The organism is Mycolicibacterium aubagnense, from assembly GCF_010730955.1.
Lineage (GTDB): Bacteria > Actinomycetota > Actinomycetes > Mycobacteriales > Mycobacteriaceae > Mycobacterium > Mycobacterium aubagnense.
In genome coordinates, this window is the sequence record NZ_AP022577.1 from 181,846 (window position 1) to 198,744 (window position 16,899).

Genomic DNA, 16,899 nt, shown 5'->3' on the forward strand with positions numbered 1-16,899 from the left:
AAATTGCTGTGGCAACATCTGCGAACGTGCGAGTACTGGTGCAGCGGGTGACGTCGGCGCGGGTGACGGTCGACGGGCAGATTGTCGGTGAGATCGCCCCCAATCCGCAGGGCCTCGTGGCGCTCGTTGGTCTGACACACACCGACGACGTCGCAGTTGTCCGCAAGATGGCCGACAAGCTGTGGCGGCTGCGCATCCTCGACGGCGAGCTCAGCGCCGCCGACGCCGCCGCGCCGATCCTCGTGGTCAGTCAGTTCACCCTCTACGCCGACACGGCCAAGGGGCGTCGGCCGTCGTGGAATGCCGCGGCGCCCGGGTCGGTCGCCGAGCCGATGGTCGACGAGTTCGCCGCGGCGCTGCGGGAGCTCGGTGCAGAGGTCGCCACCGGGCAGTTCGGTGCCCATATGCAGGTCGAACTGGTCAACGACGGGCCGGTGACGGTGCTCCTGGAACTGCAGGCCGGCTGATGCCGATGTTGCGGGATGTAACAGTCCGGTACGGTCAGTCGATATGACCGGCATGCGTAAAGCGACAGTCAAGTTCGGAGTGGTTTGTGGCGCGGCAGCAGTGGCGGCCGCTGGACTGATGGCGCCCGTGGCATCTGCCGAGCCGGCCGGTCACGAAGTCCGGTACACACTGTCGGTCGGTGGTCCGGCCACCTTCGACCTGCTGTACCTGGTCAACCAGCCGGCGAACAAGGCCGCTTACAACGCCGACGCCTACGCTTACCTGAAGCGTGAGACGGTCACCGTCGGTCCGGACGCCCCCTGGGTGTTCACCACGAGGCTGGCCGACCCGCAGTGGGCCATCTTCACCGTCAGCAGCACCACGCACGGCGGCCAGGCGGCCCCCGACTCGACGTGCGACATCGCGGTCGACGGACAGTCGGCGGCGCACCAGACCGCGCCGTACAACGTGCAGTGCCAGCTCAGCCAGTGGTAAATGCCGCTCGGCTGATGAGGTGACTCGCTAACCCGCACTTCGGGCACGAGCGTGGCGGTACCGCTCAGGACGTGCGGCTCTCCTTGCGGTTGGCCTTCATGATCGCGTCCACCAGCTCGCCCTTGTTCATGGTCGAGCGGCCGCGGATATCGAGCCGACGAGCGATGTCCATGAGATGTTTCTTGGTGGCCTGGGTGTCGACGCCCTCGGCAGACCGGCCGCGGGCGTTGGGCCCGCCGCTGCGCGCCCGCTCGTCGGACGGACCCTTGTGGCCCTTGTCCTCCCAGTGGTCGCCGACCTTTTCGTAACTGTGCTTGAGCGCCGAGTAGGCGACCCGGTGTGCCCGCTCACCTTCGCCGTAGCTGGACGCCGCCGAGTCGTGCGCTTTCGCAAAAGTGCGTTGTGCCTTGGCGCTCGACTTCTGCAGTGTGCTGGGCAGCTCACTCTTCTTGGCCTGTCCCTTCTTCGGCATCTCATTCCTCCTCGTTGGTGAAAACATGCGGTGAGCATCAGGCCGGCACCGCTTCGGTCTGACGACTCCACGCCCGATGGCGCTGAATCGTGTCGACGAAGGCCTCGATGAACAGCTCGTCGAGCGCACCGCCATGCGACGTCGTTGTGACAACGCCTCTGTCCGTGCGGGTTTCGGACAGGTCGGCCGATGCGGGATTGATTCCCGCGGCGCGCAACAAGCCGATGCCCGCGCCGAATGCGGCGATCGGTTTGAGGTGCTTGTAGGCCTCGCCGACGAAGTGGATGGCAGCACCGTCCTGAGCGAGCTGCTCAACGGATTGCAGGTCCCCCGGGATGAGTACTGCGTCGTAGACGGCCGAGGACGTCGTGTTGAGCCCGAGATCGACCTCGAGATCCCGCCCGGTGTCGGTGGTGATGGTGCCGCCGCCGGTGAGGCTGACGATATCGGCAATCGCTCCCGCCTCGCGGAGTGCGGCGGCGGTCCGCTCGGTGCCGCGCAGGTCGACACCGTCGGTGGCCAGTATCGCGATACGACGGCTGACGATGGAGTCGGCCCGCGTATTCAGTTGGGACAGCGCCGGTGATGGGGTCACGCCATTGGGGACGGCGACCTCGTCCGGTGCCATCAGCCCGAGCCGGGCGGCGACTTTCTCGGCGAGTTCGTGATCGATCATGTTGAGCTGGGCGATGAGTCGCGGCCGGATTCCTGTCTCGGGGCCCACCTTGCCGAGTTCGAAGGCGAACGCGGCGACGATGTGATCCTGCTCGATCGCGGACATGCTGATCCAGAACATCCGGGGCTGGCTGTAGTAATCCTTGAAACTCTCTGCGCGGCTGCGGATTTTGTGACCATCGACGCGTTCGGTGTAGTGCCGGAAGGCGTCCTCGTCAGCCAGCGCGGGGCAGCCACCGCCGAGATTGTTCTTGAGGTAACTCGTGGTGCCCTGTGGGATGGTGTGCTGACCGTACCCGTCGCGCTGATTGTTGGTGACCGCTGCGACGGGCCGGTTGACGGGCAGCTGCGCGAAATTCGGCCCACCCAAACGGATCAGCTGGGTGTCGAGGTAGGAGAAGTTGCGGAACTGCAGCAGGGGATCGTTCGTGAAGTCGATGCCCGGGACCAGGTTTGCCGTGTGAAACGCGACCTGCTCGGTCTCGGCGAAAAAGTTGTCCGGGTTGCGGTTTAGTACCATCCGGCCGACCGGTATCACCGGAACACGTTCCTCTGGAACAAGTTTGGTAGCGTCGAGCAGATCGAACGGGAAAGCGAACTCGTCGGATTCGGGAATCAGCTGAACCCCCAGCTCCCATTCGGGGAACTGTCCGGCGGCGATCGCATCCCAGAGGTCGCGACGATTGAAGTCGGGATCCTTGCCGGCGACCTGCTGGCATTCCTCCCAGATCAGCGAGTGCACGCCGAGTTTCGGCTTCCAGTGGAACTTCACGAACACCCCCTCGCCGGCGGCGTTCACGAGGCGGAAGGTGTGTACCCCGAACCCTTCCATCATGCGGTAGCTGCGTGGCAGAGCCCGATCCGACATCAGCCACATGATCGCGTGCAGGGTTTCCGGCTGCAGCGATACGAAATCCCACAGGGTGTTGTGGGCCGAGGCCGCCTGCGGAATCTCGTTGTGCGGCTCCGGCTTCACCGCATGCACGAAGTCGGGAAACTTGATGCCGTCCTGGATGAAGAAGACCGGAAAGTTGTTGCCGACGAGGTCGTAATTGCCTTGCTCGGTGTAGAACTTGGTGGCGAAGCCGCGCACGTCGCGCACCGTATCGGCCGAACCCCTGGACCCTGCGACGGTGGAGAACCGGACGAACACCGGTGTGCGCAGACCGGGTGTGGTGAGGAATTTCGCCGCGGTGAACTCGGCCAGTGAATCGTCGTAGGGCTCGAAGTACCCGTAGGCGCCCGCGCCCCGGGCGTGGACCACGCGCTCGGGAATGCGCTCGTGGTCGAAGTGCGTGATCTTCTCCCGCGCATGGAAGTCCTCCAGCAGCGTCGGGCCGCGCTCGCCCGCGGTGAGGGCGTCGTCGGTATGAGGAACGCGCACGCCTTGCGCGGTGGTCAGGTACGTCGGGCCGTCGTCGCTTCGTGCATGGTCGACCCGCACTTTGTCGAGCTGCTCCTGCTTCTGATCCGATGTGTCGGTCACCGTGCTTCCTCTCCTGGGGGACTCGCGGTTGGGTACCCGCCGCGCTGGTTGACAAACGCGCGGCGGGTACCGATTGCCTTTTGACTGGGGGCTACGCCGGTGATGGTGATGCCGAGCGCTCTTTGAGTTGTACCCGCCGTATTCGCTGGTCAGGTTGACTATTTCCATTGCGATCAACTCCTGTTGCCTTCGGTGACCCCCACCAGGTTTTCTGAAACGTTGCGCGAGAAGAGGTTTCCGACGGCGCCACGGCAGGTATGTCGGTAGAGCCGGAATTTTGCAACTGCGCAGGATGCGGCACTACTGCGACGCCGCATCGCAATGACGGGCAAGTTCCGCGCATGTATCTGAGACAGATAAAGGAGAAATACAGTGGGCGAAAACAAGAGCGGTCCCGAAGAGGGCCTGAAGGGCACGGTTGAGGGCGTCAAGGGCAAGCTCAAGGAAGCTGCCGGCAGCGTCGTCGGCCGGGACGACATGGTTCGCGAGGGCCAGGCCCAGCAGGACAAGGCCCAGGCCGAGCGGGATGCGGCCAAGAAAGAGGCGCAAGCCGAATCGGCCCGAGCGGGCGCGAGCGCGGCCGAAGAGCGACAGCGGCGCAATCAGTAGCCGCAGTCGCGCCAAGAACGGCCCGACCTCCCCTGCCCGTGGGGGAGATCGGGCCGTTCGGCACGAAAGCTATTGTGGGGGAGAGAAATCGGTGTGGTCCGACTGCCGCATGACCAACGGTGCGATCACCCAGAAGGTGGTGAACCCGATGAGGGCGATGCCGCCGGCGAGCCAACCGGTTGTGCGGTCAGCCACACTGCTGAAGATCAACGTGGTCACGCCGGCCAATGCAGTGCCGAGCAGGAGCAGGCCCAAGTATGCGCACCGGTGCGCCGCGCTGACCAGGAGGGTAAGGCGTCGGCGTCGAAATAGTATGCGGTGCATGCCAACTGGTGCTATGAGTAGAACAGTGGACGCCACCGAAAGGGCGACCGTCCCCAAGTAGACCGTTCGGCTGTGCGCATCGAGTTCGGTGAACCGCTGCTGGAAGGGCAGGGTCAGCAGGAAGCCGGTGAGCAGCTGTACACCGGTCTGTACGACGCGAAGTTCCTGGAGCAGATTCGACCAATTGCGGTCCAGCCGTTCGACCCGGGTTTCGTGGCGCGCCGCCCAGTCCCATCGCTGATCGCGTTGGTCGATGCCACGCACATCGCCGTCCATGGGTCACATCCCTCTGCGCCTTGGCTTTTGGACACCGCCGAGGGTGATGTGGTCGGTCGTCGACATGGGGACCCCGCTGCTCCTCACGGAGTCTCGAAAGTAAAGGTGAGCACCGCGAAGGCGGTCAGCAGCAGCACCCAGGCAGCGAGCGGCACCACGATGCCGTAACGAGTGCGCGCCGTCACGAAGGACAGCCCGATGGCGAGCAGGGCAACCACTGGCGCGCCATATTCGATGAGCCCGAACACGAATGGACTCGGTCCCAGTTTGGCGCACGCATTCTCCGAGCAACCCGCAGTCGCAAGGACTTGGAGGTACTGGTACACCACGATCACGACTGCGCCGGGCACAGTGAGCGCGACCAGCACCCAGTTGACGAGGCGCCTCCGGTGTGACGTTCGTTGGTCGTGCGTATCGCGTGCCGCGACCTGTACCTCAGACATCGCCACCTCCCGGTAGTGGGCTGATTCGTTCGGCATGTATCTGGTTGTCGTACCCGGTGTGTGGCCAGCCAAACGCAAGCAGGTGCCGTCGACTGATCCCGAGTGCCTGCCGTCTTCTCGCGGCGAACCATCCTGCACACAAACACTATTGGGTCGGCGGTGGCGCTGTGCTCACCCTGCTGGGGCGGCGCGCGGCACCATCACGGTCCACCTATTCAGGTGGTGGCCACGTGGGTGCGCGTGTAGTCTTGGAGTAACGACGCTGTTTACAGCGTGGCCGCTTAGCCAAAAGCGGAGTAGGTCGAGGGATTTCTGCTCGGCGCGTGAATTCGGTCCAGACGCGGGCCTAAATTCTCGGGTTTCGCTGACCGAAATCAAGCTCGACATTGGCAAATCGCCATTCCGCCTGGGAGGCGGAGTTCAACACGTAACTGATAAACCTTTGTCCGCGGAATGCGTAGCGCTGCGGTGAGGTGATGCCATGCGCGTGTTGTGAGCCCCTGGAGGGTGCTGCATGTCAATCCGTTTGGTGGAAGAAGATTCCCGTGAAGTCGGCGAACCGGCAGATGCCGGCGCATCGGAGGAATCGGGGCCGACGACTGGACGGCGCGAAAGTGAAGACGAGTACGGAGACGTCATCACCATGATCGCGGTGCTGAGAAAGATGCCCACTGATTCGGACTCCTACGCCCGCCAGCATGAACGGATCGTCCTGAGATGTTGCCCGCTGGCGGACCGGGTGGCGAGGCATTTCGACCGCCGGGGCGAGAATCTCGAAGATCTGACGCAGGTCGCGCGCGTCGGACTGCTGCAGGCGATCAATCGGTTCGATCCTGATCGAGGGTCGAGATTTATCGCGTTCGCGCTGCCGACGATGATGGGTGAGTTGCGCCGGTACTTCCGAGACTATGGCTGGAAAGTTCACGTGCCCAGGAGGATTCGTGATCGACAGCATGACATCGCCTGCGCCACCGCATTTTTGACCAATGACCTCAGGAGAGCGCCAACCATCGAAGAACTGGCCGACGCGCTGGACATCGACCGTGGTCAGGTCGTGGAGAGCATCGTGGCAGCCAAGGCGTATCAGCCACAGTCGCTCGACGTGAATGTCAGCGATGACGACCCGCGATCGCTGATGCTCGGCGACTTCCTCGGCGAGCTGGATGCCGGGTTCGATCGTGTCACCGATCGGGAGTCGGTGAAGTCCCTGCTGGCCGCCCTGCCTGCGCGGGAGCAGAAGGTGCTGTACCTGCGTTACTTCGGTGCCATGACACAGCGGCAGATTGCCGACTCGATCGGCGTTTCTCAGATGCACGTGTCCCGGATATTGGACCGTACGTTGCGGGACTTGCGGGCTCAGGTCGGCTGTTGCTGATTTCGTGAGGCGCTGTCATCGGCGGTGGACCGGGTCTGCCGCCGATGACTTGCATCGCACCACGGATATGCCTTGCTGCGCTGGCAGCAGCAGATGGCGACCATGAATCGGTCCGAACACACCTGGGTGCCATCCTCGAGTTCAACCTGGACCGGTCCCTGGATGAGCATGGGGCCGCGAGGCACGATGCGAACGACTCGCCTGGTGTTGCTCATGGTCTGACAGCCTCGATGACGACCAGTCGCTCGGTCCGTTGTCCACGTGGCGACCGGCCGGTGTCCTCCAGCCAGCGGGCCCGCGCGTTCATCACGGGTCCGAAAGGGATTGTCCGGCGTGCGGCGACCCGGACTCGGAGGCCACCGGATCGCAAAGCGGAAATGCTGCTCGGCACGCCGGCGAACTCCGATTGGACGATGAGCATGGTGCCGCCCGGCTTGAGCAGGTCGGGTGCCGACTTGCACAGTGGGTCGAGGACGAGCCGGCCGTCGGGACCCGCGTTGAATGACATCGGCGGGCCGCCCGCGTCCGGGACGACGGCATCGGCGTCCGGGGGCGTAGGCACGTAGGGCGGATTGCACAGCACCAGGTCGAACGGCTCCAGTTGGAGGGCGGCCGACCAGCAGCCCAGGCGGATGTCGATCACGCTGCTCGCGAGCCGGGCATTGACGCGGGCCGCCGAAATGGCCGCTGGCGAGGCATCGAAGGCGGTCACGCTGCTAGCCCCGGCATCGGACGCGACAATGGCCGCGACACCGCTGCCGGTGCACAGATCGGCCACCCGCCTGCCCTCGGGCGGGCAGCAGCTTTGCATGGTTTCGATCAACAGTCTTGAATCAGATTGCGGCAGATAGACTTCCGCGCAAGGGCGCGAGATGTCGGAGCTCAGCATCGGGCTTCCTCTCTCATTCAACCCCTCCGATATAACCGCGATGTGCCGTCGGCAAACGTGCCGAACCGGAAGCGCATGCAGCGTGCGGGCCGGCCGACGCATCGGAGTCCCGGCGGCGAACATACTGGGGTGCAACGGGTTCGACATCGAGCGAACCCCTGAAGACTGGTTGTTCAAAGCTCACCAAGGCGTCGTCGTCGGCGTTCTGCGCAGGATCAACGGCGTACCTGTGGATTTTCGGCGCTGCCCGCCGGTGCAGTCGGGCTGCCTTTTTCTTACGCGTTAGTTTGCCGTCATGTGCTCAGGGGTACTCCGTCCCATGAGACCAGAGCGGTCTGTGTAGGAGGAGCCATGTTGCGAGGAAGCGTGGGGGTCATCGTGGTGGTCTGGCTGCTGGTCGGTGTATTGGCGGCGTGGCAACGCGACTATTTCCGCGGCGGCGACACCAGCTGCGGCTCGGCGGGGCGTATCGCGCTGACCGTGGTAGCCGGCCCGTTGAACTACGCCGGTGTCAATCCGAAGGTCGTCGATTGCCGACTGCCACAACCAAGTTCGATGCGGTGAACCGTGTGTGAGATAAGGAAACGAACATCATGATTGCTTTGGGAGCAGTCCTGCTCATCCTGGGCTTCGTCTTCAACGTGTATCTGCTGTGGGTCTTGGGCATCGTGCTCCTCGTGGTGGGCGCGGTCTTCTGGCTCTTCGGCGCGGCCGGCCATGCCGTTGCCGGGCGGCGCTATTGGTATTGACACATCGGCGGCCACGACCGGTACGAGGGGGCAGGAGCGACCGGTACGAGGGGGCAGGAGCCCGGGCCCAGCAGGCCCGGGCTCTCGCCTGCTAGGCCCGGGCTCTCGCCTTCTTTGCGTTACTGACTGCGGTACTGGCCAATTCGGTTGCCTGCTCTCGTGCGGTGTCGGCCAACTCTGAAGCACGTGCAGTGGCTTTCCGGTAGGCAGTCTCCGCATACGGGGCAGCTTTTTCGAGGCCCCCTTCCAGCTTGTCGAGCGCGACACCGGCGAGTTCGCGGCCGTGCTCGAAACCTGTCTGGACGCCGTGGCCGACCTTCTCGCCCAACTCCGGCATGCGGGCGAGCGCGACTTCAGTCCGCGAAGGCACTGTGGATGAGAGGGCTTCTGCCGCCCGCTGAGCGGCCCGCCGTCCCCGCCAGCCGAGCGACGGTTTGCCGGCGGTGTCGGCCGAGGCGAGGATCAGACCGCCCAGCATGCTGAGGTCGGCAAGGAAGCCACGGCGTTTCGCGGCTTTGGCCTCGGGATCGTTCTCGGCCCAGAACATGTGATTACCCAGGTTGGCGGGAATGACTGTCGCCGCGAGCACCGCCGAGGCGACGCGCGGAATGCGGCCGGTCGCAAGCAGCAGGCCACCGCCGACCTGTGCGGCCGCGGTGGCCCGCGCCACGGCGACGGCGTTCGACGGCAAGTTGCGCGCCACCGGATCGGGCATGTCCTTCAGGCCGTCGAGTGCGGGGCGTACGGCTTGCGCACCCGAGTCGATGTTCAACAGGGTTTCGACACCCTGTCCGATGAACGCAGTGGCCAGAAGCGGACGGGCGATCCTACGAATGATCATGGGGCAGGGATTTCCCGTGCGGCCCTGGCCCAAACATCATCTGGCCGGCCGCTCGAATGGCGGTGTGCCCGGGATAGGGGATGGGGCATCCATGTCAGGCATCTCGGCCGAGATCGTCTTCGTCAGGGTCGATGTCGACGACTTCCGTCTGTTCCTGCCAGTCGTGTGCCGTTGCATCCATCGGCGGGCCGGCCGGACCGCTCACCGCGGACTCGTCGTCGGGGGCCTGTTCGTGCACGTCTCGTGACTGCTCGACGGCATCGGCATCCGGAACGGCGTCCCGAAACTGTTCTGGTGTCATGACGGTGCGGATACCCGGGCACGGAGCCCGGAAAACACTCGCAAGTCTGAGGCGCCGGTCCCCAGTGCCAACGGCGGCCGACCACGGTATCTCGGCCGTGAGCCGGCTGGATCAACTGGTCGGCGGCGTTCGTGGCGCACCGGGATGCGTATCGAGAAACTCGAGGTCGCGGTTCCGAACGCGCCGGTGCCGCAAGGCGAGCCACGTGCCACCCGCTGCGGCCAGGACCGCAGCGATCACCAGGGCCACGCCACCCGTAACCGGCTGCCCGGAGGCGAAGAAGTAGAGGCTGAGCACGAGGACGACCACGGCAACGGCGACAGCCAGCAGGCCGGGGGCGTTGGAGCCGTCCTTGAGCGACTCGCCGGCGTGCGGTCGGGTGGTGCGGGCATGGTCGACGGGATCTTTCATCGGATACCTCCTGGGGACAGTCCTCCGGTGTGCGTTACCTGTGTATTGCCCAGCGGAGGGCGGATCTACACCCGTGGTGCGGTGACGCAGACCGAATTCGGCTCAGCGGCAGCGGGTATGCGGCTCAGATTGGTTCATGGTCCCCAGGTCCTGCTCGTGAAGGCACGGACAACGTTCTCGCCCAACATGATCGACAGCAGCTCTGCGCGGGACTGCCCGCCTCCGTGTCCGAACGACCGGTGTGCACACGGGCGCCGGTTGCGACATGCGCACCGGTACGACCCCGATCCGGCCGGTCCAAACCCGGGTTTAGCGGCCCGCGCCTGCGGGTATTGCGATTTTCCCATGTGCACAGATGAATTACTCCAGCCTTTGCTCCCGGATCCCCGTGGCCCCTTGTCGAGTGTGGTGATCGAGCTGCTCGGTGAGCGGTTGCCTTCGGCCTATCTGGCTCGCATCCAGCTACCGCTCGGCGACGTCGACCCCTTCGGTCTCGATCTGCAGTTGGCGCTCTATGTCTGCTACGAGCTGCACTATCGCGGTTTCGCCGGCACCGACGAGAAGTGGGAATGGAATCCCGCGCTGCTCGATGTCCGTCACCGCATCGAAGAGCGGTTTCTCGCCGGTGTCCGCCTGCTTGTCGGTGACATCCCGCTCGACGCGTCGGCGCAGGACGAACTCGATCGCTGCGAGTCGGCACCTGTCGACCGCACGAGTCTGTCTGTCTACCTGCGAGACCGGGCAACGTGGTCGCAGATGCAGGAGTACTTCGCCCATCGTTCGCTCTATCACCTCAAGGAAGCCGATCCGCAGTCGTGGATCATTCCGCGGTTGACCGGCCGTGCGAAAGCGGCATTCGTGGCGGTCGAATACGACGAGTACGGCGGCGGTGGCGGCTACCGGACCATGCATCAGCGGTTGTTCGCAGATCTGCTCGGTGCCGCGGGCATGTGCGACAAGTACCTGCACTACCTGGGCAACGCCACGGGTGCCACGTTAGCGGTGGTGAACCTGATGTCGATGTTCGGACTGCACCGGCACCTACGGGGCGCGGCCGTCGGTCATTTCGCCGCGACCGAACTGACGTCATCACCGGCCTCGCAACGAATCGTGAAGGGACTCAACAGGCTTGGCGCGCCACAGGCGTGCGTCGAATTCTACCGTGAGCACGTCGAAGCGGACGCCGTCCATGAACAGGTGGTGCGCAAGGACGTGGTAGCCGACCTGCTAACCCGTGAGCCCGACCTCGATCGGGACGTGGTGTTCGGTATTCGCGCCTTCGATGCCGTCGAGGGGATGCTCGCGACTCATCTGCTGTCCAGTTGGGCGGCGGGATGTTCGTCGCTGCGGAATTGGCCGTGACGCCGGATGACGACCGAACTCCAGCCTGAGTAGCGCCACCAGCGCGGCCGTCAGATGCACCGGCGGCGCGAGGGCATACCGATGCTGTGTTGTGGGTGCTTTGAGAAATGTTCGGGAAATTGCGCAGACGCCGGCGAAACACGTTGCACGCCAGACGTAAGGGGTTCTGGCCCTGTTCGTCGTTCCACGGGTGGAAGTGATCAGACACCCAGAGCCCGTGGAAGCCGGCCTGCTCGGCTCGCCCGGCCTGTTAGATCAGGTCGTGGGACTCGTAACCCGGCAAACTGGAGGCGGACAATCCCCGTACCGCGTTAGGATTGCTGCGACTACCTGTCACCCCACAATGACATGACTGAAACCAACGGCGAAATCGCCGAATCCGAGTCCTGGGACGTCGCTGCCGTCTTCAGCGGCGGCGATACTCAGCATGTCGGCAGTTTTCAGTTCAGTCTCGCTGAGCAGCGGTGGGTGTGGTCGGAAGAGGTCGCTCGCATGCACGGCTACACCCTGGGGGAAGTGGAGCCCACCACCGAGTTGCTGCTGAGCCACAAGCATCCCGACGACCGTGCCAAGGTTGCCGAGATCCTCGAACGGGTGAAGACCGGCGGGTTGTACAGCAGTCGGCACCGCATCGTCGACTGCGACGGGAAGATCCACTGGGTCGTGGTGGTCAGTGACCGGATGACCGACGAGGATGGCGAAATCACCGGCACCCGCGGCTACTACATCGACGTGACCTCCGGCATTCAGTCCGATCTCACCGTGGCCATCGCCTCGGTAGTGGAATCGCGCGCCGTGATCGATCAGGCCAAGGGCATCCTCATGGCGGCCTACGGTATCGACGCCGACCGCGCCTTCGAGATTCTGAAATGGCGTTCGCAGGCCACCCAGGTGAAGCTCCGAACCGTCGCGAGCCGGTTGGTGGAGGCCGTGATGCGCGAGGGTCTGGCGCCGGAGACGGTCATCGCGATCGACCATCTGTTGCTCGCCGACGGTCCTGCTGACGAGGACGATGACGAGGCTTGACATTTTGTCGAACAATTGTTCGAATGAAGTATGCGGTGGGACGGGCAGGCGGTAGCGCAGGCCGAAGTGGATGGTGCGTTGCCCGGCCTGGAACGCCTCGGGCTGGTGCGCAGCATCCGGGTGCCGAAGTTCGATGGCATCACGTTCCATGAGGTGCTCTGTAAGTCGGCGTTGAACAAGGTGCCGGAGGCGTCGAATCTGCCGTTCCGCTACACCGTCAACGCCTACCGCGGCTGCTCGCACGCCTGCCGGTACTGCTTCGCGCGGCCCACCCACGAGTATCTGGACTTCGACTCCGGCAACGACTTCGACCGCGAGCTGGTGGTGAAAACCAACGTCGCAGAAGTGTTGCGGCGCGAGCTTTTTCGGCGGTCGTGGACGCGCGATGCGGTCGCATTGGGTACTAACACCGATCCGTATCAGCGGGCCGAGGGCCGGTACGCGCTGATGCCCGGAATCATTGCGGCGCTGGCGGATTCGGGGACGCCCTTCTCGATCCTGACCAAGGGCACGCTGCTGCGTCGCGATCTTCCGCTGATCGTCGATGCCGGCGGGCGGGTCGGGGTCAGCGTCGCGGTGTCATTGGCGATGTTGGATCCAGACCTGCATCGTTCGGTCGAGCCTGGCACGCCGACGCCGGCGGCGCGGCTGGAGCTCATCTCGGCGATTGCGCAGGCGGGGCTCGGCTGCCATGTGATGGTGGCGCCGGTACTGCCGTATCTCACCGACTCCGTCGAGCAGCTGGATGCCTTGTTGTCGCGTGTTGCCGGCGCAGGCGCGACCGGCGTGACGGTGTTCGGATTGCACCTGCGCGGCGCGACCCGCGGCTGGTTCCTGGCCTGGCTGGGCTCCGCGTATCCGGAGCTCCTGCCCAGATATCGTGAATTGTATGGTCGCGGGGCATATCTCGGCCCGGAGTACCGCGAACGGTTGCGCACCCGGGTGGCCCCGCTGGTGGTTCGGTACGGCCTAGGTAACAGCGGACACAGACCTGACACCGTGCGTACCGCCCCGGCGGCAGTGCCCGCCGGGGCGGTGCAGCCTGCGTTGTTTTGATGCTACTTGTCCAACGCACGCAGGCAGAACGCGTAGATGCGGTCGCTGCCGATAGGGGTGAGACCGAGGCCGGGGCCGAGTGCGCGCAACCGGAGGGCGCCGAAGATGGTCTGCATGACCAGTGCCGCTGTGGTTTCGACGTCGAGGCCGGGGCGAAAGGTGCCATCGGCAATGCCGCGTTCGACGATGTCGATGATGAGTGCGTGCAACGGGGTCAGCACTCGGCCGTAGTCGTCAGGCATGGTTTCGGCCAGTCGGTCGTGGTAGAAGGTGAGTCCACGGTTGATGCTGTCCTGGGTGCTCGACGCGGGCGGCACGCAGATGCGGTCGACCAGCGTACGCAGTGCCGCAGCCGGTTCCAGCTCCGCTGCCTCGGCCTGCCAGGTCGTGGTGAACTCGTTCAGCATCGCGTTGATCAGTGCCAAGACCAGCTCGTCCTTGGTGGCGAAATGCTGATAGAAGGCTCGCAGCGACGTCTTCGAACGTTCCACCACCTGGAGGACGGTGAACTCTGTCCGGCCGGTCTCGCCAAGGATGTCGAGGGCCGAGCGCATGAACTGTTGGGCGCGCGTCTGCGCTTCGGGACTGTTGTTTGCCACCCCGGCGGTCACCTTCGCCATGGCGACTCACGTTACCCGGTCAAATCTTGAGATAGCCCTTGTCTGCCGGGATTTGCGCAGCCGTCACCAACGACGATGCGTCGCTGGCCAGCCACACCACGATGTCGGAGATCTGGTCCGGCTTGATCAGCGAATCGGTCGGCAACGCGCCAGGGGAGAAGCTGTGGATGTACTGCGGATGATCCTGCAGGACCTGGTACATCGACACGTCGTTGCCCATCGGGGTGTCGGTGCCGTACGGGTGAATGGAGTTCACCCGGATCCCGAACTCGCCGAGTTCGACAGCCAACGCGTTGATCATGCCGACAACGCCGAACTTGGTGGCACAGTAGTGGCCGCAGCCCGGCACCGCCTTGATGCCGGCAGCCGAGCTGGTGGCGATGATCGAGCCGCCGTTGCCTGCCGCGATCATCGCCGGCACCACGGCCCGGATGGTGTTCCACATCCCGGTCAGGTTGATGTCGAGGGTGTCCTGCCACTGCTGCTGGGAGATCTCCCAGAGTCGCCCCCAGTTCAGCACGCCCGCATTGGCGACGACGATGTCCAGCCGGCCGAATTGCTCGATGGTTTCGGCGACCACACGCTGCTGGCCTTCGGCGTCCCGGACGTCGACCGCTTTGGCATAGATCTTGCGGCCCTCGCCTTCAACGAGATGCACCGTCTCGGCCAGGTCCGCAGGCGTGGCAGGCTCGTACCCGTTGGCCTCGGTGACCGGTGCGCAGGCGTCGATTGCGACGATGTCGGCGCCGGCCCGGGCCAACCGGACGCAGTGCGAACGGCCTTGCCCGCGTGCGGCTCCGGTGACGAAGGCGACCTTGCCGGCCAGTGGTTGATCGGTCATGCGCTGAGTTCCTCACTGATCGTGGCGGCCTGGACGGCGGTGAACTCGTAGTCCGTGAGTGGTGAGCGCCGCGCGAAAATCCTTGAACCCGTGATGGTTTGCGGTCGGTAGTAGGGCGTTTCGTGCTGTGAGTTGACGAAATAGGTGTTCAGCTCGGCGGCGCGGGTGTAGTAGGTGTGGGCGGTGCGGCCACGTCGATCCATCAAGGCGTTCCACCGGTTGAACGCCTCGTTGCTCACCGCCACGACGGGCGCGCCAGCGCGGCGTCTGGCTTCGTCGATCAGCCGAACAGCATGGGCCGCAACGGTTTCGACATAGTCCATCCAGGCGAAGCCGACGAATCCGAGCGGGCCGACGATCTCCCAGCGGTTGGGCAGCCGGGGGTGGGCCGTGCCGGCGTAGGCGTGCAGGCCGTGGGCGTGATAGTACTGGGCAAGGTCGAAACCATTGGAGCCCATGATGGTCCCGGGCCGATACGTCTCCGGGTCGGTCCACAGCTCGTAGCCCGTGGCGGTGACCAGCAGATCGGCAGGACGGTCCACGCCGTCGATGGTGCGAACACCGTCGCGGGTGATCCGCTCGATGGGCGTGGTGATCAGGTGCGTGTCGGGATGATTGAGCGCAGGCAGGAAATCACTCGAGATGACCGGACGTTTGGCCATGATCCCGTAGCGGGGCAGCAGCGCTTTGCGAGTGGCTGGGTCCTGCACCGTGGAGCGCAACAACAGGCGGTAGAGGTTGCGGCTGTGGCCGTCATACAAGGGCATGAGCTTGGTCAGCACCGTGCGGGGCAGCCGCGAGAAGACGTGAATGATCGGCGCGACCATCGCCGCGTCCATCAGGAGCCGTCCGAACGCGTTGACCACGCCGACAAAGCCCGGAACCTTGAGCAGGCGCCGTAGCCACAGCGGGATGTCGAAGTCGACCTTGGGTAGCACCCAGGCCGGAGTGCGTTGGTAGACATCGAGATTCGCGGCGACCCCGGACAGCGCCCCGGTGATCTGCACCCCGCTGGACCCCGTACCGATCACCGCGACGCGCTTACCGCGGACGTCGTAGTCGTCGTCCCAGGCGTTGGGCCGCATGATGGTGCCCTCGAAGTCCCCGATGCCGTCGATGTCGATCACGTTCTTGGCGTTTACGTAACCGCCGACCGAGCTGATCAGGAACCGGGCCGTCATGTCGGGCTGGTCGCGGATGGACAGCCGCCAGATGCCCTCGTCGTCGTCCCATTGCTGGCGGACGACTTCGGAATTGCCGCGCAGGTGCGGACGCAGCCCCAGTTTGTCAGCCGTGTCGCGGAGGTACGCGTAGATCTCCGGTCCTGGCGCGAAGAACCGGCTCCAGTTCGGGTTCGGCGCGAACGACAGTTGGTACCACAGCGACGGGATGTCGACGGCGAGGCCGGGGTAGTGGTTGTCGCGCCAGGTGCCGCCGAAGTCGTCACCCCGGTCGACGATGACGAAGTCGTGAATACCCTTCTCTTGCAACAGATGAGCGGACGCGATACCGCCGGGACCCGCGCCGATGATGACCACTTCGTGGTCGGGTGTGGTCATGGTGCCTCTCCGGTGAGTCCGCTGATGATGTGATCGGTGACGAAGCGCCGGATGGCGCGGGGGTTGTCGAGGTTGACGCCGATGGGCGGGAGCAGTTCGAAGCTCAGCAGCACCCGGACGATCCATTCGCCGGCGCGGGCGGGGTCCACTCCGGCGCCGATTTCACCGTCGCGTTGCGCGGCTTTGACGCGCGGCTTCCAGAGTTCCACGGCGCGCTTCATCAGGTCCTCGCCGATGTTGCGCAACAGCAGGACGACGATGCCCTCGTTGATGCCCTTCTGCGGCGCCGAGGGAGAACTCTGCCGGTGGGTGCAGATCAGGACCGCGGCGGCGGCAACCTGGTCCGCCAGGGTGGATTGTTTGTCGATCTCGGCCGCCATGCCGTCGACGAAGGCCGAGGCCAGGTGGTCCAGTGCGACGCTGATCGCGTGATCGCGACCGCCGAGTGCGTTGTACACGGTGCCGCGCGAGACACCGGCGGCTTCAGCAACGGCAGTGAGGCTGAATTGTCTTGGTCCCAAACGATGCAACGTATCCGCGGTGGCTTCGACCAGTGCCGGCGAGATGGTCCGGGGTGTCGGCGGCTTGGCAGGCATTTGAACACATTAACGAAATCTGTTCAATGTGGTCAATGATTTGGAG

Annotated in this window: 22 protein-coding genes; 9 read left to right on the forward strand and 13 right to left on the reverse strand. The window is 64.6% G+C overall.

The window, feature by feature from the left end; translation table 11 throughout:
• Positions 1-26 precede the first annotated feature (26 nt).
• Both dtd and G6N59_RS01120 read left to right on the forward strand, forming a co-directional pair.
• Entirely contained in the window at positions 27-467 is a 441-nt protein-coding gene (gene dtd / locus G6N59_RS01115; protein ID WP_138230489.1) for a D-aminoacyl-tRNA deacylase, read from the forward strand.
• Between the two features lie 43 nt (positions 468-510).
• Entirely contained in the window at positions 511-942 is a 432-nt protein-coding gene (locus G6N59_RS01120; protein ID WP_138230435.1) for an Rv2576c family protein, read from the forward strand.
• Between the two features lie 64 nt (positions 943-1,006).
• Here G6N59_RS01120 and G6N59_RS01125 read toward each other — a convergent pair whose 3' ends face one another.
• Together G6N59_RS01125 and G6N59_RS01130 are read right to left on the reverse strand one after the other, a co-directional pair.
• Positions 1,007-1,414, reverse strand: coding sequence for a ChaB family protein (locus tag G6N59_RS01125; protein ID WP_138230436.1), 408 nt, complete (start codon positions 1,412-1,414; stop codon positions 1,007-1,009).
• Positions 1,415-1,451: 37 nt separating this feature from the next.
• On the reverse strand, positions 1,452-3,575 hold the full coding sequence (locus G6N59_RS01130) for a catalase (RefSeq protein ID WP_138230437.1): 2,124 nt from the start codon (positions 3,573-3,575) through the stop codon (positions 1,452-1,454).
• Positions 3,576-3,947: 372 nt separating this feature from the next.
• Between G6N59_RS01130 and mbp1 the strand changes: the two genes are divergently transcribed.
• Positions 3,948-4,184 carry a microaggregate-binding protein 1 gene (mbp1, locus tag G6N59_RS01135; protein ID WP_138230438.1) on the forward strand — a complete coding sequence of 79 codons (237 nt, stop codon included), beginning with the start codon at positions 3,948-3,950 and terminating at the stop codon, positions 4,182-4,184.
• A 69-nt stretch (positions 4,185-4,253) separates the two neighbouring features.
• On the opposite strand, the gene G6N59_RS01140 is transcribed toward mbp1, so the two are convergent.
• A complete protein-coding gene (locus G6N59_RS01140) occupies positions 4,254-4,784 on the reverse strand; it encodes a DUF6328 family protein (RefSeq protein ID WP_138230439.1) in 531 nt (176 codons plus the stop codon).
• An 83-nt stretch (positions 4,785-4,867) separates the two neighbouring features.
• Positions 4,868-5,227, reverse strand: a complete 360-nt coding sequence (locus tag G6N59_RS30880; protein ID WP_234884218.1) for a hypothetical protein — start codon at positions 5,225-5,227, stop codon at positions 4,868-4,870.
• A gap of 643 nt (positions 5,228-5,870) precedes the next feature.
• Here G6N59_RS30880 and G6N59_RS01150 point away from each other — a divergent pair.
• Complete coding sequence (locus G6N59_RS01150; RefSeq protein ID WP_170212395.1) at positions 5,871-6,602, forward strand: SigB/SigF/SigG family RNA polymerase sigma factor; 732 nt, start codon at positions 5,871-5,873, stop codon at positions 6,600-6,602.
• Here the strand turns inward: G6N59_RS01150 and G6N59_RS01155 are convergent.
• Both G6N59_RS01155 and G6N59_RS01160 read right to left on the reverse strand, forming a co-directional pair.
• Positions 6,584-6,817 (reverse strand): CDGSH iron-sulfur domain-containing protein, encoded by a 234-nt coding sequence (locus tag G6N59_RS01155; RefSeq protein WP_138230441.1) that lies wholly within the window; start codon positions 6,815-6,817, stop codon positions 6,584-6,586. The two genes, G6N59_RS01150 and G6N59_RS01155, sit on opposite strands and share 19 nt — an antisense overlap.
• Positions 6,814-7,491 carry a methyltransferase gene (locus G6N59_RS01160; protein WP_138230442.1) on the reverse strand — a complete coding sequence of 226 codons (678 nt, stop codon included), beginning with the start codon at positions 7,489-7,491 and terminating at the stop codon, positions 6,814-6,816. The genes G6N59_RS01155 and G6N59_RS01160 overlap by 4 nt, the downstream gene beginning before the upstream one ends.
• 351 nt (positions 7,492-7,842) lie before the next feature.
• Here G6N59_RS01160 and G6N59_RS01165 point away from each other — a divergent pair, with 351 nt between their 5' ends.
• Complete coding sequence (locus tag G6N59_RS01165; protein WP_179970258.1) at positions 7,843-8,055, forward strand: hypothetical protein; 213 nt, start codon at positions 7,843-7,845, stop codon at positions 8,053-8,055.
• Positions 8,056-8,084: 29 nt separating this feature from the next.
• Positions 8,085-8,240 carry a DUF6131 family protein gene (locus tag G6N59_RS30520; RefSeq protein ID WP_170212392.1) on the forward strand — a complete coding sequence of 52 codons (156 nt, stop codon included), beginning with the start codon at positions 8,085-8,087 and terminating at the stop codon, positions 8,238-8,240.
• A 91-nt stretch (positions 8,241-8,331) separates the two neighbouring features.
• On the opposite strand, the gene G6N59_RS01170 is transcribed toward G6N59_RS30520, so the two are convergent.
• The 3 genes from G6N59_RS01170 to G6N59_RS01180 form a co-directional block, all read right to left on the reverse strand.
• Positions 8,332-9,081 carry a DoxX family protein gene (locus G6N59_RS01170; RefSeq protein ID WP_138230444.1) on the reverse strand — a complete coding sequence of 250 codons (750 nt, stop codon included), beginning with the start codon at positions 9,079-9,081 and terminating at the stop codon, positions 8,332-8,334.
• Positions 9,082-9,175: 94 nt separating this feature from the next.
• Positions 9,176-9,382, reverse strand: a complete 207-nt coding sequence (locus G6N59_RS01175; RefSeq protein ID WP_138230445.1) for a hypothetical protein — start codon at positions 9,380-9,382, stop codon at positions 9,176-9,178.
• 111 nt (positions 9,383-9,493) lie between these two features.
• Positions 9,494-9,793: a hypothetical protein gene (locus G6N59_RS01180; RefSeq protein ID WP_138230446.1), complete on the reverse strand. Its 300-nt coding sequence runs from the start codon at positions 9,791-9,793 to the stop codon at positions 9,494-9,496.
• 345 nt (positions 9,794-10,138) lie between these two features.
• On the opposite strand from G6N59_RS01180, the gene G6N59_RS01185 reads away from it, so the two are divergent.
• From G6N59_RS01185 to G6N59_RS01200, 3 genes are all read left to right on the forward strand, one after another.
• The gene (locus G6N59_RS01185) at positions 10,139-11,155 is read left to right on the forward strand and encodes an iron-containing redox enzyme family protein (RefSeq protein ID WP_138230447.1); all 1,017 of its coding nucleotides are present in this window, start codon (positions 10,139-10,141) and stop codon (positions 11,153-11,155) included.
• Positions 11,156-11,503: 348 nt separating this feature from the next.
• Positions 11,504-12,181 (forward strand): PAS and ANTAR domain-containing protein, encoded by a 678-nt coding sequence (locus G6N59_RS01195; protein ID WP_138230448.1) that lies wholly within the window; start codon positions 11,504-11,506, stop codon positions 12,179-12,181.
• A gap of 30 nt (positions 12,182-12,211) precedes the next feature.
• Entirely contained in the window at positions 12,212-13,237 is a 1,026-nt protein-coding gene (locus tag G6N59_RS01200) for an Rv2578c family radical SAM protein (protein WP_138230449.1), read from the forward strand.
• Positions 13,238-13,239: 2 nt separating this feature from the next.
• On the opposite strand, the gene G6N59_RS01205 is transcribed toward G6N59_RS01200, so the two are convergent.
• Genes G6N59_RS01205 through G6N59_RS01220 form a run of 4 tightly spaced genes read right to left on the reverse strand, consistent with a single transcriptional unit; the run spans position 13,240 to position 16,853 of the window.
• Positions 13,240-13,857 carry a TetR/AcrR family transcriptional regulator gene (locus G6N59_RS01205; protein ID WP_138230450.1) on the reverse strand — a complete coding sequence of 206 codons (618 nt, stop codon included), beginning with the start codon at positions 13,855-13,857 and terminating at the stop codon, positions 13,240-13,242.
• Between the two features lie 19 nt (positions 13,858-13,876).
• A complete protein-coding gene (locus G6N59_RS01210) occupies positions 13,877-14,698 on the reverse strand; it encodes a mycofactocin-coupled SDR family oxidoreductase (protein ID WP_138230451.1) in 822 nt (273 codons plus the stop codon).
• The gene (locus G6N59_RS01215; protein WP_138230452.1) at positions 14,695-16,257 is read right to left on the reverse strand and encodes a flavin-containing monooxygenase; all 1,563 of its coding nucleotides are present in this window, start codon (positions 16,255-16,257) and stop codon (positions 14,695-14,697) included. The genes G6N59_RS01210 and G6N59_RS01215 overlap by 4 nt, the downstream gene beginning before the upstream one ends.
• The gene (locus tag G6N59_RS01220) at positions 16,254-16,853 is read right to left on the reverse strand and encodes a TetR/AcrR family transcriptional regulator (RefSeq protein ID WP_138230453.1); all 600 of its coding nucleotides are present in this window, start codon (positions 16,851-16,853) and stop codon (positions 16,254-16,256) included. Before G6N59_RS01220 ends, G6N59_RS01215 begins: the two co-directional genes overlap by 4 nt.
• Between the last annotated feature and the right edge of the window lie 46 nt (positions 16,854-16,899).